General features: G+C 57.6%; 18 protein-coding genes. 8 read left to right on the top strand and 10 right to left on the bottom strand.

The genetic code is table 11. The features are described 5' to 3' along the window. Positions 1 to 18 precede the first annotated feature (18 nt). Positions 19 to 978, bottom strand: a complete 960-nt coding sequence (locus GR183_RS03890; RefSeq protein ID WP_160774825.1) for a substrate-binding domain-containing protein — start codon at positions 976 to 978, stop codon at positions 19 to 21. 81 nt (positions 979 to 1,059) lie between these two features. Next, a complete protein-coding gene (locus GR183_RS03885; protein ID WP_160774301.1) occupies positions 1,060 to 2,040 on the bottom strand; it encodes an NAD-dependent epimerase/dehydratase family protein in 981 nt (326 codons plus the stop codon). Positions 2,041 to 2,223: 183 nt separating this feature from the next. Here GR183_RS03885 and GR183_RS03880 point away from each other — a divergent pair, with 183 nt between their 5' ends. From GR183_RS03880 to GR183_RS03870, 3 genes are read left to right on the top strand one after another with little or no spacing between them, the layout of a single operon-like run. After that, entirely contained in the window at positions 2,224 to 2,964 is a 741-nt protein-coding gene (locus GR183_RS03880; RefSeq protein ID WP_160774300.1) for an ATP-binding cassette domain-containing protein, read from the top strand. A 10-nt stretch (positions 2,965 to 2,974) separates the two neighbouring features. Continuing rightward, positions 2,975 to 3,967 carry an ABC transporter permease gene (locus GR183_RS03875; protein ID WP_160774299.1) on the top strand — a complete coding sequence of 331 codons (993 nt, stop codon included), beginning with the start codon at positions 2,975 to 2,977 and terminating at the stop codon, positions 3,965 to 3,967. A gap of 18 nt (positions 3,968 to 3,985) precedes the next feature. Beyond that, positions 3,986 to 5,050, top strand: a complete 1,065-nt coding sequence (locus GR183_RS03870; RefSeq protein WP_244313615.1) for a LacI family DNA-binding transcriptional regulator — start codon at positions 3,986 to 3,988, stop codon at positions 5,048 to 5,050. 140 nt (positions 5,051 to 5,190) lie between these two features. On the opposite strand, the gene GR183_RS03865 is transcribed toward GR183_RS03870, so the two are convergent. The 5 genes from GR183_RS03865 to acsA are packed head-to-tail and all read right to left on the bottom strand — an operon-like array spanning position 5,191 to position 10,349. After that, the gene (locus GR183_RS03865) at positions 5,191 to 5,442 is read right to left on the bottom strand and encodes an acyl carrier protein (RefSeq protein WP_160774298.1); all 252 of its coding nucleotides are present in this window, start codon (positions 5,440 to 5,442) and stop codon (positions 5,191 to 5,193) included. Further along, positions 5,439 to 6,605: a dihydrolipoamide acetyltransferase family protein gene (locus GR183_RS03860; RefSeq protein ID WP_160774297.1), complete on the bottom strand. Its 1,167-nt coding sequence runs from the start codon at positions 6,603 to 6,605 to the stop codon at positions 5,439 to 5,441. Before GR183_RS03860 ends, GR183_RS03865 begins: the two co-directional genes overlap by 4 nt. Next, on the bottom strand, positions 6,602 to 7,591 hold the full coding sequence (locus tag GR183_RS03855) for an alpha-ketoacid dehydrogenase subunit beta (protein WP_208999745.1): 990 nt from the start codon (positions 7,589 to 7,591) through the stop codon (positions 6,602 to 6,604). The genes GR183_RS03860 and GR183_RS03855 overlap by 4 nt, the downstream gene beginning before the upstream one ends. Further along, positions 7,588 to 8,592 carry a pyruvate dehydrogenase (acetyl-transferring) E1 component subunit alpha gene (pdhA, locus tag GR183_RS03850; RefSeq protein ID WP_160774296.1) on the bottom strand — a complete coding sequence of 335 codons (1,005 nt, stop codon included), beginning with the start codon at positions 8,590 to 8,592 and terminating at the stop codon, positions 7,588 to 7,590. The genes GR183_RS03855 and pdhA overlap by 4 nt, the downstream gene beginning before the upstream one ends. After that, positions 8,589 to 10,349, bottom strand: coding sequence for an acetate--CoA ligase (acsA, locus tag GR183_RS03845; protein WP_160774295.1), 1,761 nt, complete (start codon positions 10,347 to 10,349; stop codon positions 8,589 to 8,591). The genes pdhA and acsA overlap by 4 nt, the downstream gene beginning before the upstream one ends. Positions 10,350 to 10,766: 417 nt before the next feature. Between acsA and GR183_RS03840 the strand changes: the two genes are divergently transcribed. From GR183_RS03840 to GR183_RS03830, 3 genes are all read left to right on the top strand, one after another. Continuing rightward, positions 10,767 to 12,830, top strand: coding sequence for a glycosyltransferase family 2 protein (locus GR183_RS03840; RefSeq protein ID WP_160774294.1), 2,064 nt, complete (start codon positions 10,767 to 10,769; stop codon positions 12,828 to 12,830). Continuing rightward, complete coding sequence (locus GR183_RS03835; protein ID WP_160774293.1) at positions 12,827 to 14,437, top strand: DUF6212 domain-containing protein; 1,611 nt, start codon at positions 12,827 to 12,829, stop codon at positions 14,435 to 14,437. Before GR183_RS03840 ends, GR183_RS03835 begins: the two co-directional genes overlap by 4 nt. 230 nt (positions 14,438 to 14,667) lie before the next feature. Then, entirely contained in the window at positions 14,668 to 15,330 is a 663-nt protein-coding gene (locus GR183_RS03830; RefSeq protein ID WP_160774292.1) for a sulfotransferase family 2 domain-containing protein, read from the top strand. 270 nt (positions 15,331 to 15,600) lie between these two features. On the opposite strand, the gene GR183_RS03825 is transcribed toward GR183_RS03830, so the two are convergent. The 3 genes from GR183_RS03825 to GR183_RS03815 form a co-directional block, all read right to left on the bottom strand. Continuing rightward, a complete protein-coding gene (locus tag GR183_RS03825; RefSeq protein WP_160774291.1) occupies positions 15,601 to 16,056 on the bottom strand; it encodes a universal stress protein in 456 nt (151 codons plus the stop codon). Positions 16,057 to 16,327: 271 nt separating this feature from the next. Then, positions 16,328 to 17,512: a LysR family transcriptional regulator gene (locus tag GR183_RS03820; protein ID WP_160774290.1), complete on the bottom strand. Its 1,185-nt coding sequence runs from the start codon at positions 17,510 to 17,512 to the stop codon at positions 16,328 to 16,330. Beyond that, a complete protein-coding gene (locus GR183_RS03815) occupies positions 17,509 to 18,396 on the bottom strand; it encodes an NAD(P)-dependent oxidoreductase (RefSeq protein WP_160774289.1) in 888 nt (295 codons plus the stop codon). The genes GR183_RS03820 and GR183_RS03815 overlap by 4 nt, the downstream gene beginning before the upstream one ends. Before the next feature lie 161 nt (positions 18,397 to 18,557). On the opposite strand from GR183_RS03815, the gene GR183_RS03810 reads away from it, so the two are divergent. Beyond that, entirely contained in the window at positions 18,558 to 19,292 is a 735-nt protein-coding gene (locus GR183_RS03810; protein WP_160774288.1) for a PIG-L deacetylase family protein, read from the top strand. Positions 19,293 to 19,312: 20 nt separating this feature from the next. Then, positions 19,313 to 20,266, top strand: a complete 954-nt coding sequence (locus tag GR183_RS03805) for a VOC family protein (protein WP_160774287.1) — start codon at positions 19,313 to 19,315, stop codon at positions 20,264 to 20,266. Positions 20,267 to 20,268 lie beyond the last annotated feature (2 nt).

The following is a 20,268-nucleotide window of genomic DNA, read 5'->3' as shown; positions in this document are numbered from 1 at the left end:
GCTCGCGAGCATTGAAGGTCAGTTGTCCTTGCAAAAGCCGGGATCTTCCTGATTGCAGACGTCGAGGCCCGTGTAGAGAGGATCTTCCACCGCCTCCCCATTAATGAGTTGGATCATCACGTCCGGCGCGCGATAGCCCATCTCGAATGGACGCTGTCCAACCTGAGCGTGGCTACGCCCCTCTCGGAACGCCTCGGTTTGCGGAGGCAAGGTGTCGCCCGCGATGATGATCAGCTCACCAGACTTGAGCTTGTCCATCACCTGGTCCGTCACCTGTGTGTAGGCCTGCGGCGCGAACTGTGCCCAGCCGCCGATCAGGATGAAGGCATCGAGATCCGGGTTAGCGGTAAACACGTCCGACATCTGCTGGTTGGCAAGGTCCGCCTGATCGTTAGTAAAGACCGGGCAACCGTCGATCTCGGTCCAACCGTTTTGTCCTGTCAGTCGGTCAATGCCCTTTTCGCCACTCGCGGTATCGCGGAAGCCTTGCGCGCGGGCATTGATATTGTCCGCAGCAACGTTGCCGAGTTGAAGGCAAACCGTGCCGCCTTCGGGCTTCAGCTTCGCGGCTTCTTCCGCCATCTTGACACCCATCAGGTAATTATCGGTGCCGAGGTAGGTGGCGCGGAGATCGCGATCCTGCTCGAGGAAGTCCGCGTCGATCGTCATCACCGGTACACTCGGCGCGATAGCGCGAACCCGGTTGGCCATGGAGGGCGCGTTCGACGGCGAGATCGCGATGGCCGCGACGCCACTTGTCAGAAGATCGTCGACGATCTGCACTTCGCCCGCTTCGTCCGCCGACGATGCCGGGCCAGTGTAGAGGCATTGGTAGTCGCTGTCGGCGTTCTCCGACATCCATTTTTGACAGCCAAGGTTGATCTGCTCGAAGAAGGGGTTGTCGAGGCCTTTCACGACAATGGCGAGCGTCTTCTTGTCCTGGGCGACGGCCGCGGCGCAAGAAAGAGCGGCGACCATCGCAACGGTGGCCAGAATTTTGAACTTGTTAGTCACTTTTCTTTCCTCCCTAGATGTAATTTGATCAATTCACTCAGCGCTTTATCCGGGGTACCAAACCTTTCGCGGATTATCGGCGGCGCGGTCGTAGCTCCATGCCATTTCGATGAGGCGTTCGAGATCGACCTTCGGTCGCCAGCCGAGAAGGAGCCGCGCCTTCGTATTGTCCAGCCAATTGCTATAGAGCGGCGTCCGCACTTCTTTCGCCTCGATCCGGCGGGTATTTCTCAGGTAATCGGCCATCTCGCCGTAGTCGACCGGCTCGTCCATCGAGATGTTGAATAGCTGCTGGTTGGCGGCCGGATTATCGAGGGCGGCAAGGATCGCCGTAACGACATCATCGACGTGGACGAAATTTCGCCGAAGCGGGCTTCCGCCCCGGTCGATCATCATCGGAACGAGGCCTTCACTTGCACTCCGTTCGATATCCTCATCCGACATGTATTCGCTCCAGGGCGGGCCGCCGAACTGGTCTTCGCCGAAGCTCAACGCAAAGCGAAAATCATCCTTTTCCATGATCCATGGAGCGCGCAGGATGCAGCCGTTCAGGCCGTACTGAAGCTGAAACTGCTCCAGCATCGTCTCCTCGACCACCTTCGTCAGCGCGTAACAACCTGGGTAAGCCTTGCGTGGAGATGTCTCTGTCACGGGTCCGGGATAAGGTTGGAACGCATGTCCAACCGAGCAGTCTCCTCCGATCAGGATGAACTGCCGCGCGTCCGGCGACTGCCGAAACGCTTCTAGCAGCAGAAAAATTCCCTTTATCGCAACGTCTATGCAGACGTCGGGCGATTCCTTGACCGCTGCCATGTGGAGAACGTGGGTAGCGCCCTCGATTGCCGCCCCGACCACGTCCGGGTCGGCGATGGAGCCATTGATCACGGACAGACGGCCGGTTTCGGGAATCGTACGATTGTTGCAGATCGCCACGACGTCCCAATCGCGAAACCGATCCGCTTCCAGGAAAGCAGGCAGGAAATTCTGCCCGACCTTGCCGGTCACCCCTGTCAGAAGAAGCCGCATCGCCCTCCCCAAAACCACGGTGCTTGCTATTGGCTTTATTATTGCTAATGGTTATTTACTAATATTACCAAGTCAAGTTATAAATTGACGCTACGACATATCCTGTTCTGGCAATACGCCTGGATTCGCAAACAGGCAGACACCGCGGGGAACAATTCTCGCACCGTCACAAGGGGGAGAATGATGTCACGGCTGAAGTTGTCCGGCGTCTCCAAAAGCTTCGGGGCTATCCAGGCGCTCGACAACGTTTCACTCCAGCTCGGGCCTGGCGAGGTGATAGGGCTGATGGGGGACAATGGCGCAGGCAAGTCGACGCTTGTGAAGATCATTGCTGGCAACTACCGTCCGACGACAGGCGAGATCCGGATCGACGACAAGCGCGTCGAATTCCACAAGCCGATAGACGCCCAGCGCGAAGGCATAGAGATCGTCTATCAGGACCTCGCGCTCTGCGATCACTTCACCGCCGCTTCGAATGTGTTCCTGGGGCGCGAGCCGATGAAGCGGTTCGGACCGTTCGGTGCGATCGACTATGAAGAGATGCGTACAACCTCAGCCAAGCTCTTCGCCCGCCTCAAGTCCGAAACCCGGCCCCGGGATGTGGTTCGGCGTATGTCGGGAGGCCAGCGCCAGGCGGTAGCAATTGCCCGGACGTTGCTCTCGGACGCCAAGATCGTCCTGCTCGACGAGCCGACAGCCGCTATCTCGGTCCGGCAGGTCGCCGAGGTTCTCGACCTGATCCGCAACCTGCGCGACCACGGCATCAGTGTCATTTTGATCAGCCACCGGATGCCCGACGTCTTCGCCGTATCGGATGTGATAGCCGTTCTTAGGCGCGGCCAGCTCGTCGCCAGCAAGAAGGCGGCGGAAAGTTCGCCGGAGGAAGTGACCGGCCTGATAACCGGTGCCATCGAATATGCATGACGGAGAAACAATGTCTGACACTCTGGAACAGGCGATCGGCCAGGCCCAGCATCGCAGCACGTTTGCCCGGATCGCCAACCTCCAGGTTTTCTGGGTCTTTATCGCCGCCGTTCTCGCATGCCTCGCCCTGAGCGTTATGACAGATGCCTTCGCGACCGAGAGGAACCTCTTCAATGTGTCGCGGAACTTCGCATTCGTCGCAATCATAGCGATTGGCATGACCACCGTAATCGCATCCGGCGGCATCGATCTGTCTGTCGGCTCCACCGTGGTGCTATCGGCGATGGTGATTTCGGTGCTGATGGAGGGCGGCTACCCTTTCTGGTTCTCCGCCGTTGCCGCGCTCGGCGTCGCATTGCTGGTCGGGCTGATTAACGGCGTCCTGATTGCCTACGCGGGCATGCCCGCCTTCGTTATCACTCTCGGCATGCTTTCAGCGGCCCGCTCGGCTGCGATGGTACTCTCGAACAACAAGATGATCTGGGAGTTCGGGCCCGACCACGATCTGCTTCTTTGGATCGGTGGCGGTTCGACATTCGGCTTGCCGCACCCACTCTACGTACTCGTCGTGCTGACGGTGGTGATGAGCGTGGTCTACCGCTGGACCCGTTGGGGGCAGTATGTCTTCGCCATCGGTTCGAATGAGGAGGCTGCGACGCTGACCGGGATCGCGGTCAAGCCGATCAAGGTCTCGATCTACATGTTCTCGGCATTCACCGCCGGTCTGACCGGTATCCTCATGGCCGGCTGGCTCGGCAGCGTGACCACTAACCTTGGTACCGCGATGGAACTTACGGTGATCGCGGCAGCCGTTATCGGGGGCGCCAACCTCAACGGTGGCGAAGGCACGGCACTCGGCGCCGTAGTCGGCGCCCTGCTGATCGAGGTGATCCGCAACTCGCTTATATTGCTCGGCATCTCGACTTTCTGGCAGGGAATGTTTATCGGAACATTCATCGTTATCGCGGTTTCGTTCGACCGGATCAGGCACGCCAGAAGCTGAGGATACACACGCTGCGCAATGGATACTGCTGAATTCGAGGAAGGAGCGGAGCGGTTGAGACCGACGATGATGGATGTGGCTGCGCGGGCCGGAGTATCCCAAGCGACCGTGTCGTTGGTTCTCAATGGCAGCGTTGGAGCGCGTCTGACAGACGCGACCAAGCTGCGAGTTCGCGAGGCAGCAAACGCCCTTGGCTATAAACTCGTCCGTCGCGCGAAGAAGAAGTCGCCGGCGAGTGACAAGTTGATCGGTTTTGTTGCCGACGAAGTCGCGACCGATCCCTGGACGCCGTTGATATTCGAAGGGGCTCGCGAAAAGGCGCTGGAGTACGGGGTGACCATGACGATGGCTGTCCTGCGCGGCGAAGGCGACTTGAAAAGCCAGCTCATCGACCAGATGTCCAAGCAGCCGCACCTTGGCCTGATCTATGCGACGATGCTGACCCGCCAGGTGCAGCCACCACAGATCTTCTTCGAGACGCCCTCTGTGCTGGTAAATTGTTATGACAAGCGCCGCCGTCTGCCATCGATCCTTCCGGGAGAACTGCTTGGGGGGAGAACCGCAACGGAACATCTGATCCGCGCCGGGCGAAGGCGTATCGCGCTTATCAACGGGCAGCACGGAATCGACGCTTCGCGCGACAGGCTGCGGGGCTATCGCCAGGCCCTGTCGAGTGCAGATATTCCCTACGATCCCGAATTGGTCTATCCGGGCAACTGGGAGCCTTCGGCCGGATACGAAGGCACGATGCAATTGATGCGGCAAGACAATCCGCCTGACGGTATATTCTGCGCCAACGACATGATGGCGCTCGGGTGTTACGACGCGCTCAAGGAATTGGGGCTTCGCATCCCGGACGATATTTCAGTCGTGGGCTTCGACGACCGCGAGGTCGCCCAGTTCATGCGCCCTCCGCTGACAACCCTTGTCCTGCCGCACTATGAAATGGGAGCGGTTGCGGCGGAGCTTCTGCTGGACATTGCCGGCGGCCTCTCGACGGGACATGATCAAATCAAGGTGGAATGTCCTCTAGTCTCCCGCAACTCAGTCGCCTTCGGTGCAAACGAAGAAAATGCCGCCTGATTTCGAAGCGCTTGAAACCCAGCGGCAAGGCTCATAAGACGCGCTCGTGCATCGCTCGGGATATTTTTTCGATTTCGAAATCACGATCAATCTCGCGCAGCCAGCGAAAGTCTTTATCCGGCGCGAGTATCTCGGTGAAACTACGTCTGCCCCTTCCGCTGATTAAGGTACGCGACACAGCCTGAAAGGGTTTCCAGTTTAGGGTAGTCCTCCTCCGGGATTTCAATACCCGTCTCCTTGTTGAGACCGATCACCAGATTCAGGAAATCCATGGAATCGATCTCGAACTGCTCACGGAAGGGTTCATCCGGGTCGACGTCCTCACCTTCCAGCTCCGGCGCGACCTGAAAGAGAATGCGCTTTACGAGATCTTCGCTTTGCTCTTGCGTCATAGCTTCTCCGGATGATCGAGTTGCCTTTGGGCGTCGTTGAGAAACCGGGCGGCTATTCGCCCATCGCTCACCCTGTGATCTGCGGCGACCGTCACGGTCATGACGCGCCTTGCCTGCCACGCTCCGCTCTTGAAGCGCGCGGTTTCCCGGATTTGTCCGCATCCGATGATTGCCACCTGCGGCGGATAGATCACCGGCATCAGCATATCGGCAGTTTTTTCTCCGAGATTGGATATGGTCACGGTCGCCGAAGTCATTTCCGAGCTCTTCAGCCTGCCGGCGCGCACCCGCTGTACGAGATCGGCTAGGGCCTTCCTCAGCACATCGAGATCGAGGGTATCCGCATTGAGGATTGCCGGAGCGATCAGACCGCCGCCGCGCATTGAAACGGCGATCCCGGCATGTACCGCTTCATCTGGGCGGAAAACGTCACCTTCGTGAATACCATTCAGCTCCGGCGTCTTCGCAAGCGAAAGACAGAGCGCCCGGATAAGCGGGACCGCGTAGAGCAGCCGTTCAGCTACCGGCCTTTTCCGGTTCTCTCCTTCAAGCCACGTCATAAGTGCGGTCACATCGAGATCCGAACTCACATAGTAGTGAGGGATTTCGCGCTTGGACCTTGCCATTGCAGCGGCAATCGCCCTTCGCATTTCCACCGGATCGATGCCAGCTTTCGTACGCGTTAATATTGGTGTCTGCCCTTTCGCGGCAGCCTCCAATTCGGCCAATCCGATGACACCAGCTGCATCTGGCGAAACGATCTGCAGATCAATGCCCATCTCTTCAGCACGCTTTCGAGCCGCCGGCGTGATCTTCAGCCGTTCTTCTTCCGGCTTCCGAATATGCGCAACTGCCGCCGGAGCTAAGGTTTCAGTTGCAGGTAGAGCCGAAGGCGGGGCAGCTGCCTCATGCTCAGGCTCTTCTATTTCACCATCATCAAGACGCGCAATCGTGGTGCCCACCGTGACACGCTCGCCCGGCTCAACGAGGTGCACACCCATCACGGCGTCATGAAAAACCTCGATCTCGATCGCTCCTTTCTGCGTTTCGACAACGGCGATCACATCGCCCTTGCCCAGCTTGTCTCCCGGTTGTTTCAGCCACTCGACGAGCGTACCCGCATCCATGTCGGCACCGAGAGAGGGCATCTTGAAGTCGCTCATCGACGCAGCGTCCTGTGCACGGCGGTCATGATTCCGTCCGGCTGAGGCGTGGCTGCCGTCTCCAGATGCCGAGGATAGGGTATCGGCACCTCAACACTGCATACCCGCTCGACAGGCGCATCGAGATCGTAAAATCTCAACTCACTGATGCGGGCCGCAATTTCCGCGGAAAGACCTCCCGTTCGCCAACCTTCGTCGACGATCACGGCTCGTTTGGTTTTCGCTACGGAAGTCAGGATCGTCTCATTGTCGAGCGGTCTTATGGAACGCAAGTCAATGACCTCGCTGTCAATGCCCTCTGCGGAAAGGGTATCGGCCGCCGTTAGCGCCTTCTTCAAACTGCCGGAGTAGGTGATGATCGAAACATCCTCACCAGACCGCCGCACCGCCGCCCTGTCCAGATCGCGTGCAAGATCTCCTTCCGCCGAAACCTCCCCTTCATCGTTGTAAAGGGCGGCATGCTCGAAGATGACAACAGGATCTGGATCCTCGAGCGCCGTCCAGAGCATTCCCCTCGCATCCGCCACCGTTGCCGGCGAAACGACGCGAAGGCCCGGCACATGAGCAAACCAGCATTCGAGGCTGTGAGAATGCTGAGCGGCAAGTTGACGACCCGCACCCGTGGCCATGCGGATCACGAGTGGCACGGACATCTGCCCGCCAGACATATGGCGAAGCGTCGCGGCAGTATTCACGATCTGATCGAGCGCGAGGAGACTGAAATTCACCGTCATGATCTCGACGATCGGCCGCATGCCGCCTAGTGCGGCTCCAATGCCGGCGCCCGTAAAACCGGCCTCCGAAAGCGGCGTGTCGCGCACGCGCTCTTCGCCGAACTCTTCGATGAGCCCTTTGGAGCAGGCATAAGCGCCGCCATAGCGCCCGACGTCCTCGCCCATAAGGAAAACCCGTTCGTCGCGCGCCATCGCCTCCCGCAAGGCCTCCCTTACCGCTTCCCGATAGGTGATCGTGCGCATCGCGGTCATCGCACTGCCCCCTTCGCCGGAGACATCACATCCCTGGTCAGGTCGTCGACCGGTTCCCATGGAGCCGCCTCGGCAAAAGTGACGGCATCGCCCACAATAGTTTCCACCTCGCGCTCGATCGCCTCGATATCGCTTTCATGCGCGGTACCTGTATCAAGTAGCCACTTCGTAAAGCGAATCACCGGCCCACGCTTTTTCCATTCCTCAACCTCGGACTTGTCGCGGTAAAGCTCGGCATCGAACATGGAGTGCGCGCGAAAACGGTAGGTCTTGCTTTCGATAAAGCGCGGCCCCTCCCCGGCTCGCACCGCCTTCGCTGCCCTCCTTGCCGCAGCCTCGACGTCAACGACATTCATGCCGTCGACCACATCTGCCGGCATACCGAAGACCGCGGCATGGGCGGCGATGTCGGGATTTGACTCAGAGCGGGAGAGCGCGGTGCCCATCGCGTAGCCGTTGTTCTCGCATACGAACAGCACCGGCAGCTTCCACAAGGCGGCAAGGTTCATGGACTCATGGAACTCGCCCTCCGCCGCAGCTCCTTCGCCGAAAAAACAGCAAGTCACACGGGTCAGCCCCTGCATCTTGTCGGCAAGGGCAAGGCCGACCGCGAGCGGCAATCCGCCCCCGACAATCGCATTACCCCCATAGAAGCGGTGGCCCGCATCGTAAATGTGCATCGATCCGCCGCGCCCCCGGCTCGACCCGCTCGCCTTGCCATACATTTCCGCCATGACGGCGCTTGCGGAAATGCCCCTGGCAAGTGCATGACCATGCTCGCGGTAGGTCGCGACGATCGCGTCCTCGGGTTCGAGCGCCTGCATGACGCCAACGGCATTGGCCTCCTCACCAATGTAAAGATGCAGAAAGCCGCGGATTTTTTCCTGTGTGTAGAGTTCGGCGCATTTTTCCTCGAAACTGCGAATGAGCATCATTCGCCGCAACAGTTCGAGCGCGTGCTCGCGCGTCAAGTGGACGCGGCCATCCTCCGCCCTGCTCATTTGTCACTCTCCAATGTCGAGGTATCGCCCTCGGGAAGGCCTAGTTCCCGGGCCTTCAAGAGCCGTCGCATGACTTTTCCGCTGCGCGTATGCGGCAACGTCTTGCAGGGCTCGATCATGCGTGGCGCAACGGCGGGGCCGAGGCGCTTTCTGGCATGTGCCATGATATCGCGCACCAACGCCTCGCTTTCCACAAAGCCCGGGTTGAGCACCACGTAGGCCTTTACGGTCTCGCCCGCAGTCTCATCCGGCAACCCTATGACCGCCGCCTCCGCCACCGCCTCATGCTCAATCAGCGCGCTCTCAACCTCGAATGGACCGATGAGATGGCCTGAACTCTTGATTAGATCGTCCGCGCGCCCGACAAACCAGAAGTAACCATCCCCGTCCCGGTAGGCGAGATCGCCGGTCAGGTACCATTCGCCGGCGAAACATTTCCTGTATCGCTCTTCCTCGTTCAGATAACCGCGCATCATCGACGGCCAGCCAACCTTGAGCGCCAGTTCCCCTGGCCGGTTTTCCTCGGTGATTTCCCGAACCGCTCCATCTTGGCGTTCGACTATTCCCGCCTCGATGCCCGGAAGCGGCCGTCCCATCGAGCCGGGCTTGACATCTTCGGCAGCAAAGTTGGCTATCATGATGCCGCCGGTCTCCGTTTGCCACCAGTTGTCATGAAAGGGCATGCCGAAAGCACGCATCGACCACATGACCGCTTCCGGATTCAATGGCTCGCCGACGCTGGCCATGAAGCGCAGATGCGCAAATTCACGCGAACGGACATGCTCTTCGCCGTACTTCATAAGCATGCGGATAGCCGTCGGCGCCGTGTACCAGACGTTCACCTTCTGCTCTTTTAGGATTTCGTACCAGCGTTCAGCATCGTACTCGCCTTCGTCCACGATCATCGTGGCGCCAAGCACGAGGGGCGCGATAATTCCATACGACGTACCGGTGACCCATCCCGGATCCGCGGTACACCAGAAAATATCCCCCTGCCGCAGATCAAGGGCAAATCGCGCCGTCACCGCGTGCGCAACGACGGCTTCATGCACATGAAGCGCACCCTTCGGCCGGCCCGTCGTGCCACTGGTGAAGTGGATGAGCGCCCGATCTTCCGGCCGGGTCTCCACCGTCTCGAAGGTTTCGGGCCGGCGTTCCATCTCGCTCGCAAGGTCGATCGTGCCATCCGGAAGGTCTTCACCATGCGCATCGATGAGAAACACGCATTTCAGCGTCGGAAGTTCATTTCGCCACGCCTCGACCTTACGCTTGTACAAGGATTTCGTCGTAACGAGTGCCGCGCTCCTTCCGATCTCCATGCGCATGCGCACGGGTTCAGGGCCGAACGCGGAGAAAAGCGGTGAATAAGCGCTGCCGTGCTTAAGAGTACCGAGTGCGGCGATGTAAAGTTCCGGCACCCGCCCGAGCAGGGAAAAAACGCTGTCGTTTCGCTCAATTCCATGAGCGGCAAGCACATTCGCGAAACGGCTTGTCTCGGCCTGGAGGTCACTATAGGTGAAGTTGCGAGTGTCGCCTTTGCGCCCCAACCAGCGTAGCGCAAAATTGCTCCCCTGCCCGTGCTCCACGTGCCTGTCGACGGCTTCATGACAGATATTGAGCGAGCCGCCCGGAAGGTAGCTGAGCAGTTTGCGGGCATCGTCCCACGTAAACCGCTCACACTCTGACTGATAATCTGCCAGATTGGCGTTTGATCGCTGTATTTCGGTCTTGACGATAACAGGCCAACTGGTGGGCATCGCTCGCACTCCGCTTCTCCCACAGAGTAAACAAGCTACACGGCGCCAATCTTATCGGAATTGATGAATATCAACCTGCTGAATGCATCTGGCGCGGCAGAACTGCGATCCGGCGACAGTCCTTTTGATTATACAAAAGAGCGAATTCGTTCGGCAGCAGGAGCACGCTCCACGAACGCGTATTCGTTAATTTACCACAGCAACGTGGCAATCCGGGATCGCAAGAGAATATATAAAACAAGAATAATTCTGATATAAAATCAAATAATACTAGTTTTAATTTTTATATAATTTAACGCAGATTGCTAATTTGATCGTGAGACATATTTTCGCCCCAGAGTTACATTTACATTTCGAATGTATTCCCATTTTCAATGGAGAAATAAACTTCATTTTTGAAGAAAAGGCTCTCGGCTTGTGCATAGCAGCAAAACCGCTCCCATCAAGGTCGCAATAGTGATACCGGCCTTCGGCCAGCCAGGATTTCTGTCTGAAGCATTAAGTACCTCTTTGAGTCAAAAGACCAATTTCCTTTTTGCCATCATCATCGTGAATGATGGATGTCCTCATTTGGAGACTCACGAATGCTGTTTGAGCTTCGCGTACGCTTATCCAGACAAGATCTATTACCTGCGAAAACGCAACGACGGTCTCAGCGCAGCGAGAAATACGGGAATAGAATTTGCACTTCGCGCATTTCCGCTTCTGGAGAGCGTCTATTTCCTGGACAGCGACAACAGGATCGGTCCGGCGACATTGCAGCGATTGTTGGATGCGTTGCAGTCGGGTGACGAGTGCGCCGGCTGGGCATACACGGATATCGACAAGTTTGGCTTTGCTGAATTTGGCGATATGTCCGGATCTTACTCTCCGCTGGAGCATCTTTTCCGAAACGTCACCGAGGCGGGCAGCATGGCAGGGCGCAACATGCTCGATGCAGGTTTGCGCTTCGACAGCGACATGAGAAGGGGCTGCGAGGATTGGGAGTTTTGGCTGCAGGGGCTCGATTCGGGTTTCCGAGGCATACATGTTCCGAACGCTGGCTTTCGGTATCGGCGTCGGGGCGAAAGCATGCTCGTGGCGGCAGAACGAGAACTCGCGTCGACGCTTGAGTACATTCGCTCCAAACACTCCAACCTGTACAATGTGCCGTCTATCCTGGATCGTGAGATCAGGGTCCGGTCCAGATATGCGATCTTTCATCCTGACACTGGCAAGGTCAGCCGTCTTGCCTCCCCTTACGAGCGCGAAACGATCGCACTGGAGGACTATCTGATACTGCTGCTGCGTTCGCGCGAGCGGCCAGAGTATGGCCGATCACCCGGCCATCTGGTGGTGATGGAAGAGCAACTCCTCGGGGCGCTCGCGAGACGGCGGATGTTTTCCGGAATTCTCTGGACGCTGGAGCGCGCCTTAAGAAGATCCACTCTTGTCACGCTGACCCTTGAAGCAAACGTCGTTTCCCCTCCATCAATACGCTGGCGCGACGAAACAAACCTGCAGGTGCCCGGCGGCACAGTCGAGTTGCCGATTTCGGCTCCGCCGAATATCCAGGTAGCCGCCTTCGAGGCCGACCAATTCCTCAAATCCTTTCGCGAAAAAAGCGGATTTCAGGGGCTCCATTCTCAGATCAGAAAACCGAACGCCGTTCATGAACTAACCTTGGAGGTTCCCGAAGCTCTTCCGTTCGATCACGACGCCTCGCAGGCAATCGAGACCCTTGGCAAGAAGCTGACCGAAGCCGCCCGTCGAAATCATGCAACCACCTGGCGTTCCGCGCATCTCGACCGTCATAGGGCCGGCTCCTCAATGCCATGGCAAATCTATTCCGGTTCGTCATTGCCTTCAGTCTTTCCATGTATGTCGCCGGACAAAACGCGGGGCTGCGTTGCTATCGTTATCGAGGCCGGCAATTCAGGCGAACTGGAAGCCGCCTTGCGGATACGTGACAGTATGGACGGCACTCTTTCGCCTCATCTCATCGCAATAGGAAACCGGTTCGACTGCGACATCGCGCTGAAGGATCACTTCGATGAGTTCGTCCTGCTGCCGTCCCTTCGAGGCGTTGAGGACACTTCGGTAAAACATCGGAATTACAGCGGCACCAGCGTACCGCATCCGGGATGGTGGGATGCGGAGGCCATCATCACTACGCTTGCCGCCTATCGGACGGTTATTTCGCTCCCCAATCAACTCCCCAGTTCCCTTATGGGCTCCTTGCGTCACCGCGGGGTGGAAACCTGCTGTCTGCTCGCGCTTGGCGGCGAAAAGCATTGTTCGGCGCTGGAAGCGGCGAATGCCTGCATCGCCTTCGAGCAGGCCTACGACAAGATCCTGGTCGACCACGCCGAGACATTTCAATTGTGCCGCGCGCTGGGTATCCCCGAACGCAAGCTTGTCTTCCTTCCCGAGGTGGAGCAGGACGGAAGTTCCCGCACGGCGGACCCGGAGCAGAAGGATATGGAGTTCCTTTCGCCATGATGCTTTATGCACATCATTCAAATTTCCGCTCCTTGTATGACGGCGCGCCGAAACTGTTGCTGCTTGCCCCGCAAGGCGAAATGCTCCCCCACCCATGGAAAAACAGCGGGTTCAGGTTCCTCACCCTACGCATTGATGGAAAACAGCGCCTCGTGCTGAGCGATGCGGACGGCTACGCTACCGCCGACATTGACGCAAAGCTACAGCCACTCTCGGTGCCGCCGACAAATGTCTGGGCGATCTGGGTACCTGGCTCCTGCGATCGAAACGCCGGGGAACTCCTAATGAAATGGTGGTCCCAGCTTGCCGGAGAGGATGCAATCCCTCGCCTCGTCCACGGCAATGCAGCCACATTGACCATGGATCTCCTGGCCTATTCTCTTTCGGCGGTTGCACAACTGGCCCGGTCGAATGCCAATCTGCGCAAGGATATTGCCGCACTCCGCGAAACCCTTGAAAACCATTACAGAATCCCGCGCGACGTCGAAGAGTTGCTTGAAAATCTTCGGCTGTCTCCTTTGCGGCTAGCTTTCTCGAGCCCACCGCCGCACGGCAGCATCGCAGTACCGGCGGCGCGGCCGAAAAACGCGAGCAACCAGGTGGAAGACTGCATCCTACGCCAGATCCTTCCCATCGGCGCCCATGGTTTAGGCGGCCTTGATCTTGAGATCACCTCGCCTGGCTCTGGCGTGGGCTGGATAACGGCCGAATTGATAGCCGGCGCGGCAGACGCACAACTGGCGCGGTGGCGGGTCCCCTTCAGCATGCTCCGCAAGGGGACGTTGCAACTGCGCCTGGATAAGACCCTGTCGCAGCTTCATCGTCTTCTCCAGCTTCGCATCTACGCTGAAGGCGCAGGCGAGTTTCCAACTCTTGGCATATGCTCTGCTGGACTTCTTCCCGAATATGGTCTGCAGTCGCCGGTCGGTCTCCCTGCAGAAAACGAAAAGCAGCCGATGCTCGCCATTCGGATCTGGGGCGGCTTTCCCGGAGTTTCGACCGGCGTGGCAAGGACAGCCCAGGAAGCCGGCTTACCTCTTGCCAATCCCGTAGCCCCTGTCAGCGAAGCGGACATGGCCGATACGAAACTGACGCGCGAAATAAAGGCCAGCTACCCCTGTTTCGGATATCTTGGTGATGGAAGAATATTGCTAAGACCTCTGCCGAACCAGATATCCGCCGCCGTCACAACGCTATCCACGCCAGACACGATATATGCCGTGTCATGTACTGTCTCCGTTGATGACAATCGCTGCAGGACGCAGCAACTCGCTGCGCGGATCGTCCTCACACCTCCGGGCATAAGCGTTGATGACGCCGAGCGAGGCAGGGGCATTCTGGCAGCAAGCGAGTGGGTTGAACTGGCAGATCCGACCGACGTCGGTGTCTTGGAAGCTCGAATGGCGGAACCTCGTCAGGGACCTTTCGACCTGCACCTGTTCACCCGCCTGCCTGCTGGCGGCGCCATTCAACATGTGCGCATGGTGTTCGGAGCGTTCGAGACCGAGCTAGATCCGGCGTCACTGAACTCCATGCCCCCCGTCCTTCCCGGTGCAGATGACGGTGCAGCGTGCCTTGAGGCTAAGATGGGCGTTGTCGAAGGATGAGACTGCCGACGCCCAGTTGTGGTGATGGCTCCGGACCCTCAAGGTTTAGCTTGAGCAGTGGCCGTTCTGTCCATCCCGAGAATATCTCGCGAAATCTGAATTGCTAATAGAAATAGCACGGAAGCTGCAGGCATCGGATGCAGACCCCCTCGCCAAAAGATTGCTAGTTTTGGAAACACATGTTTCGGCACCTTGTCTTCACTTTTTCTCTTAAAACAAGGAAGACAAAAATGGCGATCGTTCTTGAAAATTACGGTATCGTCTATTTCCCTGTCCCAAAGACTGCATGTACATCTATAAAATATTTAATGTACAAAATTAATAATGGTCGAAATTTCGAGCAGCACATAAGAGGTGATAACTTAATGCATATTCATAATTCCGCTTATGACACACCTTCGTTTATTGATGTTGACCTTATGCCACTCAAGAACATGATACGCATCACCGTCGTTCGCGACCCGGTTGCGCGGATGCTGTCCGCCTACAGCAACCGCGTGAAACACTATGGCGAACTTTCGGAGAAGCGAATCGACCTTGAATTAGCCTCGAAGCTTGGCGTGCGGCCAAACCCGTCTCCGGATCAATTCTTCAACAACCTTGGCAAATATCGAATCTTGTCGGATTCAATAAAGCATCACACCGACCCGATTTATAGCTTCCTGGGTTCCGACTTGAGATATTTTCATCACGTGTTCCGAATAGAAAAAATATCCGATTTTGTAGACTTCATGAAGAATTCAACCAGTCAGCGAATTGAGCTGGAACGAGAGCAAACCGGAGGCGAGAAAATCTCACTCTCAGACCTTAGCAATAAAGCAAGGAGAAAGCTGACTGAATATTGCTATGGGGATTACGCCCTCCTGCAAGGCCACTATCCTACTCCAAAATAATATTAACCTAAATTACTTAACTATCAAATAGATAAATATTTTAATATACACCCTTAAATAGGATGAGCTACAGTATTATTAAACCATATTCGACTCAAATAAGATCGATCCGATTGGTTATATTACCATATTGCTTTAAAATTTCCTCTTCGCCCGAAAGGCTCCAAGTCCGGATGGGCGCCGAGAATCTGAAAGACGCGCTGTCCCGACTTTGCAGCATGATAATCTCCCTGCCCGAGACAACTCGCAACGCCGCGCGCACTTGAAGTGCTACCGGACGATGATGCATGTGCAAGGAGCTGCGTGGGCCACTTTGTGGCTAACGCTGCCGAGCATCAAGCCTTCCAATCCTTCCCGCCCACGGCTTCCGACTACAATGACATCGACGCTCCGGCTGTTTGCGACTTCCACGATCAAGCGTGAAGGATCGCCCTCGACCACGAGCTCCTCAACATCGATGACCCCTTCCCCACGCGCGTGCTGCGCGGATTCCGAGACAAGCCGCCTGGCAGCTATTTTGTACATTTCGGCTTCGCTGCCCAATACATTCATTGAAAAAGAGGCTTCCTCCAACCCAGCGGGCAGGATGTCACTGCCATGCCTCTTTTGAACGTGAAGCACGATCAACCTTGCCGCATGAGACTTGGCCATATCCACTGCGAATTCAAAGGCCTTGCCCGCCGCCTCCGATCCGTCCGTTGCGACAAGCACGAGGTTCATATCCATCAATGCGCCTCCGGTCAGGAATGTTCAGAAACGGCATACCAATATATAGCCCTCGTTTTCCGATTATGGCCGCATCGGGCAATAGAAACCATCCGGATGAATTCGCAACCACAGCCGAACATTGAAGTGGAAGCAGAAGCGCGCCTTGGAGAAAGCCGGCCTTTCGAGGTTACCCGATCGACTTTTCCATCAGTTTTGCAAATAGAACGAAGTCATTGGACGGAGGAATACGGAAGTCAATTCGACGCAGGATAGGACCTATAAGCTGATGCTATAGTTTGTCTCTGCAAGGCTCGACTGCCTGGAGTATGTCGAGCAGTTGTTGCTGCGCTGCGGTCGGGATCCAGTTGTGCCGTGTCGTCATGCCGATCGGCCGATTGGGCTGATCCATTATGAAGTCCAGTTCGACAAGCAGGCCCTTTGATAATTCAGCCTCTGCCTGAAGGCGTGAAATACAGCCCAGATGATCACTGAGGTTTAGCATTTCGCGCATGAGCAGGATCGATCCGGATTCAATGATCCCTATAGGCGCAGATTGTTCGAGATTGTCATAGAGCGCGTCAAATTGCAGACGGGTGGGCGTTCCTGTGCGGGGTACGATCCAGGGATAGCTCGCCAGATCCCTCGGGGCGACGCCACGCTTCTTCGCCAACGGATGATCGCGCCCGCAAAGCAGAACGAGGCTGTCATCGAACAAACGACGCTGCCGGATATCTCCGATAGGTGCCGGATCGCGCAAGGCTCCGAGCAGAAAGTCGATCTCGCCTCGCCGGAGACCCGCCAACAGCTCGTCATAAGGGCCGTCGAGGACGGATATGGAAAGGTTCGGGCGCAATTTCCGAAACCTGACCAGAACCTCCGGCAAAAGGGCGGACCTTGAAAGCGGCAGCGCACCTATCACAATCCGCCCGATATCCCGTCCATCGCGTTCCGCAAGTTCGGAGTCGGCCTGATCGAGCTCGCATATCGCAAGTCTTGCAGCCTGGGTCAGTGCCTGGCAGGCGCGCGTCGCGACGATGCCGAAGGATGTGCGCTTGAAAAGACCGCTCTTAGCCTCCCTTTCGATCTGGCTGACCGCCCTGTGCACCGTCGGCTGCGCAACGCCGAGGCGACGGGCGGCGAGCGTGTAGTTCTCGGTTTCGCGGACCGCGATCAACGCCTGAAGTTGGGCGAAAGTCATTGTCAGACACAAACGCTGCGAAATATCCGACAAGGCCGGATCCAAAATGGCAAAGGCGCGCGCCACGCGCCCCGCCAGAACCTCACCACGGGACGTGAGGAAGAAGCCCTGTTTCGTGCGCTCGAAAAGGGTGCCGCCCGCTGCCGTTTCCATCTTACCTATCGCCTGTGAAACGGCAGGCTGTGTGACGCGGCATTTTTGCGATGCGAGCGTCAGCGATTTCAAATCCGCAACCGCGAGAAACAGCCGTAAGTGACGGAGATTACGGGGGATCATATGGCGCAAAGTATCCTGTCGGCGCACTCCGCCAGACCATCCTGAGCGGCTGATAGTTCGAGGCGCGCGACCTCGTCCTGCCAGTCAGCAGTTGCGGACGCCATACGATCCGGCAATCCGAGAGATTTCAGCGTCGCGGCGACCTCGCGCATTTCCGCTGCCCGACGGGCCCCATGCACCATCATGCGTTCGAAGTTGTAGGAACCTCGTTTTTGCCAGTCGATATCCGGATCCGATGCCTTCAGGGAGGCAAGAACCTGGGCGTCGACGCCCGCGCGGCGGGCGGCGAGAAAGCATTCCGCCGTCAACGCCTCCAGTCCCTTGATCATTACCGAACGGATCATCTTGATTGCGGAGGCTTCGCCGATGGATGCCCCCGCAATCGCCGGGCGCATGCCTAACTCTTCCAGAACACCCGCGGCTTCACCGGCGTGCGGGCCCGAAAGCAGCAGAGGAACGAGATGGCGCTTCGGATGGACCGGCGCCATCACTGCGACATCCACATAGCGCCCTCCTGCGGATTCGATCGTCTGCGCGGCCTGCCGTTTGGTATCGGGAGCGCATGAATTGCAGTCGAGCCATAGCGCGCCGGCTGCGAGATAGCTTGCAGCGGCTCTGGCAGCGACAAGGGCCTGATCGGCGGTAACGAGGCTGAAGACAATCTGCGCTGTGGTGAGAGCGTCGCCAAGCGAGAGTTTTCCTGACACCTCAAGCGTCTGATACCGCGCCTCGATTTCGGCGCGATGCGCTTCCTCGTCGGTCTTGATGTCGTAGGCACTTATGTGACCCGGGCGGGTTTCGCCCCAACCGGAAACAAATGCCTGAGCCGCCTCGCCAAAGCCCACGAAGGCAAGACGCGGATCGTCGGCTAAACCGATGTTCATAGAGAGAACCTCCTTTGCCGCAAGCACGAATTACTGCCATAACGCCAAACTTGAAACGAGCCATTATAGCCCAAACTTATACTGCGAGACAGGCTTTCGAATTGTCCCGACACATGCTTCGTGTGAAACCGGCTTGAATATCCGATCCGGGAGGTCCCGTAATGACCAGCGACAAAACAGCCCTCGTCATCAGCGCTCATGCCGCCGACTTCGTCTGGCGGTGCGGCGGTGCGATCGCGCTTCACGCCGACAAAGGCTACGACGTAACCGTGCTCTGCCTGTCTTTCGGCGAGCGCGGCGAAAGCGCGAAACTCTGGAAGCAGGACGGCATGACGCTTGACCGGGTGAAGGCCGCCCGCCGGGCCGAGGCGGAACGCGCTGCCGAATGTCTGGGCGTCCACGAGCTCTTATGCCTCGATCTCGGCGATTATCCGCTGGAACTCACCCGGTCCGACAAGGATCGCGTCGTTGAGGTAATCCGCGCGGTCCAACCGTGCTTCATGCTCTCACATTCACAGTACGACCCTTATAACACCGACCATATGTACGCGACGCAAGTGGCGCTGGAATGTCGCATGATCGCGCAGGCTTGGGGCCACAACCCCGGTGAGAAGGTTCTGGGCGCACCGCAGCTTTACCTCTTCGAGCCTCATCAGACCGAGCAGATGGGATGGAAGCCCGACACTTTCCTCGACATAACCCCGGTCTGGGACAAGAAGCGCGCCGCAATCGAGTGCATGCAGGGCCAAGAGCACCTCTGGGAATATTACACCCGCGTTGCAATCAACCGCGCCAACCACTTCAAGCGCAATTCCGGTGGTCAGTCGGGCGGACGCGATTGCAAATACGCGGAAGGCTTCCAGTCTATATTTCCGCGTACGGTGGATGAACTGTAGTTTGCAGGGAGGAAAATGCGATGGAGAGGCTGACCGATCTGGCGCATCTCGCGCATGTCGAGGTCTATACGGACAAATACGAGGACAGCCTCGACTTCTTCACCCGCGTTTATGGCCTCACCCTGTCGGGCGAGGACAAAACCTCCGCCTATCTGCGGGCTTGGGACGACTATGAGTTTCACTCGCTGAAACTGACGCGCCACCACACGACAGGCGTTGGCCATATCGCCTATCGGGCATCATCGCCTGAAGCACTGGAGCGGCGGATCGCGGCAATCGAGGCATCGGGCTTCAAGACCCTAGGCTGGGCGGAGGGCGACATGGGCCATGGCCGCGCTTACCGCTTCGAAGACCCTTTTGGCCATGTGTTCGAAATCTATTGGGACACCGTGAAATACCGGCCGGGCGATAATGACCGCCCCGCCCTGAAGAACAACGCCAGCAAATTCCACGCGCGTGGCGTTTGCCCGCGCCGGCTCGACCACCTCAACCTCCTCTCCGAGGACGTGACCGAGTTTCGACGCTTCATGGAAACTTGCCTCGGATCGCGGGTGACGGAGCTTATCCAACTCGACAACGGCCGGCTCGGCGGCTGCTGGTTTACCGTCAACAACAAGACATATGACCTCGCCTGCACGGAAGAACACGGGGGCGGCCAGGGCAGGCTCCACCACGTGACTTATGCCACCGATCAGCGCGAGGACATCCTGAGAGCCGCCGATATATTCCTTGAAAACGGTGTCCATATCGAAACGGGCCCGCACAAGCATGCGATCCAGGGAACCTTCTTCCTCTATGTCTGGGAACCTGCCGGAAACCGGGTCGAGCTTGCGAACGCCGGCGCGCGGCTGATCCTTGCGCCGGACTGGGAACCGGTGATCTGGACCGAGGCCGACAGAAAGAAGGGTCAGGCCTGGGGCCTCAAGACGATCGAGACCTTTCATACGCACGGCACACCGCCGGTCATCAGGTAGGA

It is taken from the genome of Stappia sediminis (assembly GCF_009826895.1).
Lineage (GTDB): Bacteria > Pseudomonadota > Alphaproteobacteria > Rhizobiales > Stappiaceae > Hongsoonwoonella > Hongsoonwoonella sediminis.
This window is presented reverse-complemented; position numbering and strand designations above follow the sequence as displayed.

Coding starts and splice junctions, on each gene's coding strand:
- GR183_RS03890 (WP_160774825.1), bottom strand. CDS start 978: ATGGTCGCCGCTCTTTCTTGCGCCGCGGCCGTCGCCCAGGACAAGAAG.
- GR183_RS03885 (WP_160774301.1), bottom strand. CDS start 2,040: ATGCGGCTTCTTCTGACAGGGGTGACCGGCAAGGTCGGGCAGAATTTC.
- GR183_RS03880 (WP_160774300.1), top strand. CDS start 2,224: ATGTCACGGCTGAAGTTGTCCGGCGTCTCCAAAAGCTTCGGGGCTATC.
- GR183_RS03875 (WP_160774299.1), top strand. CDS start 2,975: ATGTCTGACACTCTGGAACAGGCGATCGGCCAGGCCCAGCATCGCAGC.
- GR183_RS03870 (WP_244313615.1), top strand. CDS start 3,986: ATGGATACTGCTGAATTCGAGGAAGGAGCGGAGCGGTTGAGACCGACG.
- GR183_RS03865 (WP_160774298.1), bottom strand. CDS start 5,442: ATGACGCAAGAGCAAAGCGAAGATCTCGTAAAGCGCATTCTCTTTCAG.
- GR183_RS03860 (WP_160774297.1), bottom strand. CDS start 6,605: ATGAGCGACTTCAAGATGCCCTCTCTCGGTGCCGACATGGATGCGGGT.
- GR183_RS03855 (WP_208999745.1), bottom strand. CDS start 7,591: ATGACCGCGATGCGCACGATCACCTATCGGGAAGCGGTAAGGGAGGCC.
- pdhA (WP_160774296.1), bottom strand. CDS start 8,592: ATGAGCAGGGCGGAGGATGGCCGCGTCCACTTGACGCGCGAGCACGCG.
- acsA (WP_160774295.1), bottom strand. CDS start 10,349: ATGCCCACCAGTTGGCCTGTTATCGTCAAGACCGAAATACAGCGATCA.
- GR183_RS03835 (WP_160774293.1), top strand. CDS start 12,827: ATGATGCTTTATGCACATCATTCAAATTTCCGCTCCTTGTATGACGGC.
- GR183_RS03830 (WP_160774292.1), top strand. CDS start 14,668: ATGGCGATCGTTCTTGAAAATTACGGTATCGTCTATTTCCCTGTCCCA.
- GR183_RS03825 (WP_160774291.1), bottom strand. CDS start 16,056: ATGGATATGAACCTCGTGCTTGTCGCAACGGACGGATCGGAGGCGGCG.
- GR183_RS03820 (WP_160774290.1), bottom strand. CDS start 17,512: ATGATCCCCCGTAATCTCCGTCACTTACGGCTGTTTCTCGCGGTTGCG.
- GR183_RS03815 (WP_160774289.1), bottom strand. CDS start 18,396: ATGAACATCGGTTTAGCCGACGATCCGCGTCTTGCCTTCGTGGGCTTT.
- GR183_RS03810 (WP_160774288.1), top strand. CDS start 18,558: ATGACCAGCGACAAAACAGCCCTCGTCATCAGCGCTCATGCCGCCGAC.
- GR183_RS03805 (WP_160774287.1), top strand. CDS start 19,313: ATGGAGAGGCTGACCGATCTGGCGCATCTCGCGCATGTCGAGGTCTAT.